Origin of the sequence: Butyrivibrio sp. (assembly GCF_017940685.1) — a bacterium.
Taxonomy (GTDB): Bacteria; Bacillota; Clostridia; order Lachnospirales; family Lachnospiraceae; genus Butyrivibrio.
In genome coordinates this window covers 1-8,125 of record NZ_JAGAYD010000094.1, presented here as the reverse complement: position 1 = coordinate 8,125, position 8,125 = coordinate 1, and the positions used below count along the sequence as shown (strand labels likewise).

General features: G+C 44.7%; 7 protein-coding genes. All 7 read right to left on the bottom strand.

Annotated elements, in window-relative coordinates; translation table 11 throughout:
- Nucleotides 1-81: 81 nt before the first annotated feature.
- Nucleotides 82-2,355 carry a glycoside hydrolase family 3 C-terminal domain-containing protein gene (locus J6I68_RS06025; protein ID WP_292218504.1) on the bottom strand — a complete coding sequence of 758 codons (2,274 nt, stop codon included), beginning with the start codon at nt 2,353-2,355 and terminating at the stop codon, nt 82-84.
- A 121-nt stretch (nt 2,356-2,476) separates the two neighbouring features.
- Complete coding sequence (locus tag J6I68_RS06020; protein ID WP_292218502.1) at nt 2,477-2,725, bottom strand: hypothetical protein; 249 nt, start codon at nt 2,723-2,725, stop codon at nt 2,477-2,479.
- Between the two features lie 199 nt (nt 2,726-2,924).
- On the bottom strand, nt 2,925-3,665 hold the full coding sequence (locus J6I68_RS06015; RefSeq protein ID WP_292218499.1) for a hypothetical protein: 741 nt from the start codon (nt 3,663-3,665) through the stop codon (nt 2,925-2,927).
- Nucleotides 3,666-3,682: 17 nt separating this feature from the next.
- Complete coding sequence (locus J6I68_RS06010; protein WP_292218496.1) at nt 3,683-5,338, bottom strand: sensor domain-containing phosphodiesterase; 1,656 nt, start codon at nt 5,336-5,338, stop codon at nt 3,683-3,685.
- 24 nt (nt 5,339-5,362) lie between these two features.
- Complete coding sequence (locus tag J6I68_RS06005; RefSeq protein WP_292218494.1) at nt 5,363-6,733, bottom strand: sensor domain-containing diguanylate cyclase; 1,371 nt, start codon at nt 6,731-6,733, stop codon at nt 5,363-5,365.
- Between the two features lie 62 nt (nt 6,734-6,795).
- A complete protein-coding gene (locus J6I68_RS06000; protein WP_292218493.1) occupies nt 6,796-7,917 on the bottom strand; it encodes a cation diffusion facilitator family transporter in 1,122 nt (373 codons plus the stop codon).
- 28 nt (nt 7,918-7,945) lie between these two features.
- A partial coding sequence (locus tag J6I68_RS05995; RefSeq protein WP_292218490.1) for a hypothetical protein occupies nt 7,946-8,125 on the bottom strand: 180 nt, incomplete at its 5' end.

Here is an 8,125-nt window from a genome sequence, read left to right as displayed (position 1 = left end):
ACGGTTCTACTGTCAGGTTTTATTTTGATAAAACCTGACAGTAGAACCGTCCCCGTGTCAGCAAACAGTCCCCGTGTCTTGTCAGTTATTGAGCTGTGACAGGATTCCGTCCACCTGTTCAGTGGTCAGAATTCCGAAGGATGCCAGGTTGATTATCGGCATTTCCATGATCATCTTGGTCATCATCTCAGCTCCGCCTTCTCCCATGGAGCCGTCGTCTTCCTGATTCTCCATACCCTCGCCTATCTTCTGAAGAACAGGTCCAAGGATCATCTGTCCCTTCTTAGTATCGAGAATATCCTCTATAGGTGTAAAGTGGTCAAAAGTCATTGGAAGCTCTAAAGAGCTCTCAACATGGATCTTAACTGTCTGTCTGATATCTATTGTTGAAGCTCCGATCATGATGTTATAATCGCCACTCTCAACATAGAAATCGTGGATCCTGGTCTCATAGTAGGCAAAGGCTCTTGCGTCGAGTTTAAAGGTCACAGTCTTCTTTTCGCCGGATTCAAGCTCTACCTTTGTAAAGCCCTTAAGCTCCTTGTAGGGCCTTGAGATCTTGCTGTTTTCAGGACTTACATAGAGCTGAACTACCTCTTTTCCCTTATATCTTCCAACATTCCAGACGTCAACAGAAACCTCTATTGTATCCTCATCTGTGGCATTATCCTTATCAACTGTGATGTTTGAATACTCAAACTCTGTGTAACTAAGGCCATGGCCAAATGCAAAGAGGCCTGGAAGTCTCTTTTTCTCATAATATCTGTATCCGATGTAAACGCCCTCAGCATATACTGGATTTCCGCCGTCTCCCGGGAAATTAAGAAAGCTTGGGTTGTCTGAAAGTTTAAACGGATAGGACTCAGAAAGCTTTCCTGAAGGGTTAACATCTCCCCACAAAAGAGCTACCGTGGCATCTCCCACTGCATCTCCGGCAAGCTGCATATCAAGAACAGCATCCACGCCGTCTATCCATGGCATGGCAACTGGAGAGCCGTTGTGCATTACAACCACTGTCTTCTTTCCAAGGTGTGAAAGCTGGTCAATGAGCTTGTCCTGCTCGGGAGGAAGGAAAATATCCTTTCGGTCAAAGCCCTCAGATTCGTAGGATGCAGGAAGCCCAGCAAATATCACGATCTCGTCAGCTTCCTCTGCTGCCTCAAGAGCTTCTTCCCTTAAAATGTAGCTGTCTTTGATGTCCTTACACTTTGTGTCATAGCCCATGGCAAAAGAAATATCTTTTCCTGAAGCTATTGCGCTGTCATAGGCATTTGAAACAAAGGCACTGTTTATATGGGATGAACCAGAGCCCTGATATCTTGGATTCTTGGCAAATTCACCTATAAAGAGGATCTTCTTGTCGTCCTTTAAAGGAAGAGCCTTGTTGTCGTTCTTAAGCAAAATAGCGCCGTTCTCAGCAAGCTCTTTTGCAAAAGCATAGTCCTGGCATCTGGTGGCCTCTGTGGATGGTCCTACGTTTTTCTTATTCTCAAGTGTCCAGTTAAGGGCATTTAAGATATGGGCAACCGCCTCGTCAACCTTGGACTCCTTGAGTTCTCCGTTTTCTACGGCAGCAACGATTGCTTCTTCGTGGTCCTTTCTTGGTCCTGGCATCACAAGGTCAAGGCCTGCTTCAACGCCTTTTTTTGGATCCTTGCCTGCGCCCCAGTCGGTTACCACAAAGCCGTCAAATCCCCACTTATCACGGAGCACATCAGTTAACATGTACTTATTCTCGGAGAGGTAAGTGCCATTTAGCTGATTGTAGGCACACATTATGGACTTGGGGTGAGAGTCCTTTACCATGATCTCAAAAGCTGTAAGGTAGATCTCGTGAAGAGTTCTCTCATCCACAATGGAGTTACCTGACATACGCCTGTATTCCTGGTTGTTGGCTGCAAAATGCTTGGGGCAGGCTGCAACGCCCTCAGACTGGATGCCCTGAACATAGGCTGCTGCCATCTTGCCTGCAAGGTATGGATCCTCTGAGTAGTACTCAAAGTTTCTTCCGCAGACGGGGCTTCTTTTCATGTTAAGACCAGGTCCCAGGAGCATACTTACATTTTCTCTCTGGCACTCTTTTCCAAGAATCTGTCCCAGCTTTTTTGCCATTTCCACATCAAAGCTTGATGCAACTGTGCTGGCTGTTGGATAACAGACAGTCTTAATGCTGCCATTAAGTCCCAGGTGGTCAGTTACGCCCTCCTGCTTACGAAGACCGTTAGGTCCATCACACATCATGAACTCAGGCACCCCAAGCCTTTCTACGCCTTCCGTGTGCCAGAAATCCTTTCCGGACAAAATAGCTGCCTTCTCCTGAAGCGTCATTTTAGAAATTACGTCTTTTACTTCCATATGCCCCTCCTGTCAATGATTTAAGATAAAAATGCTCTGCGCATAAGATCACAAATAAAAAGACATGCAGCTTGTCGCCACATGTCCTTATTATAAACTATATGAAGTTGTCAGTCACTTATTAAGCTCTTATCTTTACGAAGGCTACAGCCTTCTTCTCTTCATTGTGTTCTGTCTTTCTAACGAGGCTTGAAGAGTACACTGCATACTCAGATGTCTGATCCTCGTCCAACATACTTCCAGCTCCAAGAAGGTCAAGTGCCTTAAACTTTCCGTATGAAAGGTTCTGCTCCTTTGCCTTGATTGCGTCTGCCATGATAGCGATTGTGCCCTGGCTGACTGTCTGTCTGCTCTTCGCGGAACGTCTCATATTCTATTTCCTCCATGCTCATAAGAAATAAGATTTTAAATGAAGTGACTTGTGAAATTTTAGGCCCCTCAACCTATTGTGGTTTCACAACAAAGTTTCATTTAATGGGTACATTATATATGATTATGGCGGTAAATAGAAGATACTTTGCCCCGTTAAATCATTAAAATTTTATGAAATAATCTTTCTAAAATGTTTATTATTTCTGAATTTTAATTCGTTCATCCCCGGCAAGATAGCTAAGTAGCGCGGCTCTGGCATGTTCACGGTCTGTGGCCTCCACAGTTACGGTGAATCTGTAGGTATGCTTTTTCATACCCTCCTCTGCCCTTTCTTTCTCGGCCTCCACCAGAGATTTCTCCTTGGTATCCTCGCTTGTCATCTCCATGATGTCGTTGATTGCAAAGCGCTTGAACTGCTCCTTGTGGTCCTCGTCCTCAGCCATGTACCTCTCTATAAGAGATATGGTATTTCCAAGGTTGAGATAATCACTGTGAAGGAAGGACTCCATGTCCATTATCTTTTCCTCAGCTTTGATGATCTCTTCATCCCAGCTGAGCTCTTTTTCCACGAATTCCCTGGAATTGCTGGCGTTTTCTTTTTGCCAGTCGATAACGTACCACTTCCAGATCTGGAGCCTTCTTCTGTTGACGTCCTCATCAGACAGCTCAGCCATCTTCTGGCAGGCGTGTCTTACTCCCCTTGAAACCAGGGCGTCTGTGGTGTCTTTGACGTTGTAGGTCCTGTCCTGGATCACCTTGTGTTTAGCAGTATTTTCAATGGTAAGTCCAAGTTCGTCATCAGATATGGTCTTAAGGTACAGAGAATAGTCCCCATGGCGCGCAATGACAACAGGTCTTTGCTTTAGCAGGGTATCCCTGAACTCAAGAAAAGACTTAAGAACGTCGTCATTTTGAATGTACCTGAAAAGTCTGCTCATCTATTCCTCCAGCTGGCTTAGTTGTTCGTAAAAAAGCCAAGCTTTTTAAACTCCTCTATCCTGCAGGGTCTTCCGTAGTAGTAGCCCATCAGGTCTGAGATTGGATACCTCTTGGCAATCTGGGCCTTCTCCTCATCCTCAACACCAAGGAATGCGGTTCTTATTCCAAGTCTGTGGGTAAAAGAGGTGACGGCCTCTATCATGTATCTCACAGTCAGGTTCTCTGTGATAGGACCTGTTAGTGATGGTACAAGATTGATAAGGTCGATAGGAAGACTCTTTACAAGGTCAAGAGATGCAAAATCTGTGCAGTCGAGACCGATCTTGATACCGCAGGACTTAAGGAACTCGATCTGGCTCTTTAAGTGCTCCACAGACAACTGCCTGCTGGACGTTGTCATATCAAGGCAAAGTCCCGTTGCAGGATAACCGGTCTTTCTTAAGATCTCCAAAAGAGTTGTTCTAAACTCTGATCTCTCAAGCTGCATGAACGCAAGGTTTACACTAAGGTAAAAATCCCTGTTGTTCATTCTGATCTCAAGTGCATCCTTTAGAGCGTTTTCCAGTATCCAGTTGCCAAGAAGGTAGAACACCGGATCCTGCTCAAGCCATGGCACAAACTCTGAAGGTGATACATCGCCGTAAGGCTCCTTGTGCCATCTAAGGAACACTTCCATGCCAACAAGGCGACCATCTGATGCAGCCACAATTGGCTGATACTCCAGATAGAAGCCTTCAAATCCGTTTATTACACTGTTTCTTACTTCGTCAACCAGCTCAATGCTGCTCTTATTGTTATCAAGCTCATCATTGTGGAAAATGATAAGATTGCCGTGCTTCTGATTCTTGGAATAATCAAGGGCGTACTTGGCACTGGTGTAAAGAGAATGCTCATCAACCTTAAGGTCTGTGCAGACTATCATACCACCTGCGATCTCAGCTGTTACCTTGTTTCCAGCTATGATCATGGACTCCCTTGTAAAGCTTCTCATCCTGCCATAGAACTTCTTGATGTCATCTATGGCCATGGTATCTGTGATAAAGGCAAGCCTTGTGCCCTCGCCTCTAAAGGCCCTTCCCTGGCCTCTGCCCTCTTCAAGGAGCTTGGATGCAGTGGTCTTAAGAATAGCGTTACCAGTCATATAGCCATATCGCCTGTTGACATCACCAAAGTCGATGAAATTGATCATCAGGATGGAGTAATCTTTTTTCGCTGCCTTGAGCTGTCTCATGAAGTTCAGCATCTCGTACTGGTTAGGCAAAAGAGTTATCGGATCGTTGTTATCTACGATACCCTTGTTGATGATAGAGCAGGCGTAATACGCAGGACGCCCTGCGTAGTCCTTGATAACAACGCCTCTTGCGGCGCAGATCACATATTCACCGTTTTTGTTCTTAGCTCTGTATTCAAAATTGGGATCTGTCTTTTTCCCAGAATAAACAACGCTTAAATACTCTATGTACTTATCCTTGTCATCAGGATGGATTCTGGTTTCCCACACAGAAGACGCGTTGTAGATATATTCCCCCGTAAGCCCAAAGTAATCCACTGCATTGGACGACCACCTTGCTATGTTCTTGTCCATGTCATAGACATAGACATAGCGGCTTCGTGATGTTACCGCAAAGGTGTCAAAGATTCGATTGATTGTGTCTAAACTTCCTCCCGCCATTTACATGCTCCGATTAATATGATTTTATCTGTAGGATTTCTCTCCTCTCGCTGCTTTTGCAGCCTTGTGCTTCCTCTTGTTCTCGTACATAAGCTCGTCGGCTTTCTTAACTACGTCTTCGAACTTGACTCCATCCTCAGGACATCTTGCATAGCCTGCACTTATGGATACCTTCAGAGTAACCCCAGACTCCGACAGCACCACGTCTCTGGCCACGTTCTGCCTCATTCTGTCAATGACACTCTCATAAAACTTGGTATCATGAGTTCCGTGGATAACGACAACAAATTCGTCGCCGCCGATACGGAAGGCCTTGTCCTTTTCTCTAATGCTGTTCTGAAGCCTCTTGGCAACAATCTTTAACAGCTCATCGCCCGCTTCATGTCCGTGGGTATCATTGACCTGTTTAAAGTCGTTGAGGTCCATAAATATAAGTCCGTAAGGAAGTTTCTTCTTGGAGAGTTCTTCCATGTGCTCATGGTAATTTCTTGGGTTATTGAGGTTTGTAAGAGCATCTCTGTAGGACAATATCTCCAGCTCTTTTGCTGCCTCCTTAAGGGAAATATAGGCAGTTACAAAGGCTGCTGTCAGGACGCTTATAACGATTGCTATCAAAAGAACTGACAGTATCTCTGGAAGATTCATCCAGTGATCCATAGGAGCTATAGCCAGTATCCAGTAGCCACCGCCCACAGTGCTGACCATGGATTCTACAGGGGACTGAAGCTCTTTTTCAGAGTACTCAATAATTATCCTGTCTTCACCGGTGATCGCATTATTACCGATGATCTTGTATTCGTAGTTGCTCTCTGCAAGGCCCTTAAGGTCCACAGCAGAAAGAAATCTTGAAAGGCTTAAGGTTACTGAAGCAAAGCCCCAAAAACTCTCATCAGATACCTCTTCTGATGTATATATCGGCCTTGTTATGATAATTCCATAGCTGTCATCCGCTAAAATAGTGGGTGCAATGATAACTGAGGTTCCTGACATCTTGCTGTAGTCAGCATATACGCCTCTTGCGCTGTCTTCAAAGAGGTTCTCCCTCTCTGCAATTCCGTTGTCCAAAGGATACTTGTATCTGACTATTCCATCAGGAGCAAGAGTAATATCGATGACATCCAGGTAGTCATTGAAGACTTCATCAGCTATGATCTGGAAGTTTTCTCCTGTTATGATGCCATTACTGCCCTGGACCTGGATCTCCAGCATTCTGGTCACGTACTCACGCCTCTGGATCTCAGACTGGATATTGCTTGCGATAGAATCAGCGATAAACTGTGCTCTCTCCCGTCTGTTACTTGATGTAGTTACCAGATAAAATACCGCTATACAGGATGTGACTGCAAGTGCAATTACAAATGCCAAAAGACCGGCTGTTACGCTTTTCTTTTTCATTGTTATCCCTCTGCACACAAACTCGTCAGATTACTTCAAGATAATTTTATCACATTTTAATCTTAATCGCTGTAACTGACATCCATGTTTGCAACTATCTGATACTCAGGATACATAGCCTGGATCTCTTTTATCGTATCCTTGAAAATGTCGTGGTTGCCTGGAACAAAGTCGATCACCAGGTCAAAACGGATGACCTTCCTCACAAAATCCACAAAGAAGCCATGCATCTGAAGCACCTCTTTATGGGCAGTTGCTGCCTTGGAGATCGCTGTTCTCATGGCGATGGTGTCCTCGTCCTTGGTATTGACTGAATAAATTCCGATGGAAATAAGAGAAATGTTGTGTTCTAAATAGACCTTGTCCTGGATCTGCCTTGTTATCTCATCTATCTTGTCCGCTGTAAAGGTATCAGGGATCTCGATATGAACTGAAGCCAGCACTCTGTCCGGTCCATAGTCTGAAAAGATAAGGTCGTAAGCACCCTGAACGCCCTCCACAGACTTAATGGTGTTTTTGACCTCTGTAGAAAGAGCCGGGTCTATCCTCTCACCCAGGATCTCACTGATGGTGTCTCTTAGCATCTCCATGGCAGATTTTATCATCACAATCGCAATTACTGCCGCAAGGTAAGCCTCTATGGAAAGACCTGTAGCAAGGAAGATCACAGCAGCCACTAAGGTTGCAGCAGAAATAATGGAATCAAACCTTGCGTCTGTTCCGGAAGCCACCAGGGAATCTGAAGATACTTTTTTACCAGTATTGATAAAGAACTGTCCAAGAAGAAGCTTAACTACAACAGCTACAGCTACGATAATAAGAGTAACTGTGGTGTAGTTTGCTGTCTCTGGATGGAGTATTGATTTTACTGACTCAATAAGGGAGGTAACGCCAGCATACATAACGATTATGGATATGACCATGGCGCTAAGATACTCAATCCTTCCATAGCCGTAGGGATGCTTTTTATCAGGAGCCTTACCAGCAAGGGCTGTCCCGATTATGGTGATGACCGATGAAAGCGCATCGCTTAAGTTGTTGACCGCATCCAGCACAATTGCGATAGAGCCTGAAATAAGGCCTACAACCAGCTTAAATCCCGCCAGAAGCACATTGGTGATGATCCCTATGATACTGGTTCGAATAATGACTTTTCCACGGTTTTCCCTATCGTTTCTAGACATGTCTTAGTCCTCCCAAAGTAAGTCAAAGTTAAATACGCTCAAAGATGTAAAGTCTGGTATCACCAGTTCTCATGATCCTGGTTTCGTCGTTGTGGCCAGTTCCAGAGAAGGAAGCATTAAGTGAAAGGCCTCTTGTCCTTAAGGCTGCTCCAGAAATTGTGTCTTTTTGCTCTTCACTCTTTATATCCTTAAATATGCTGATCACGTT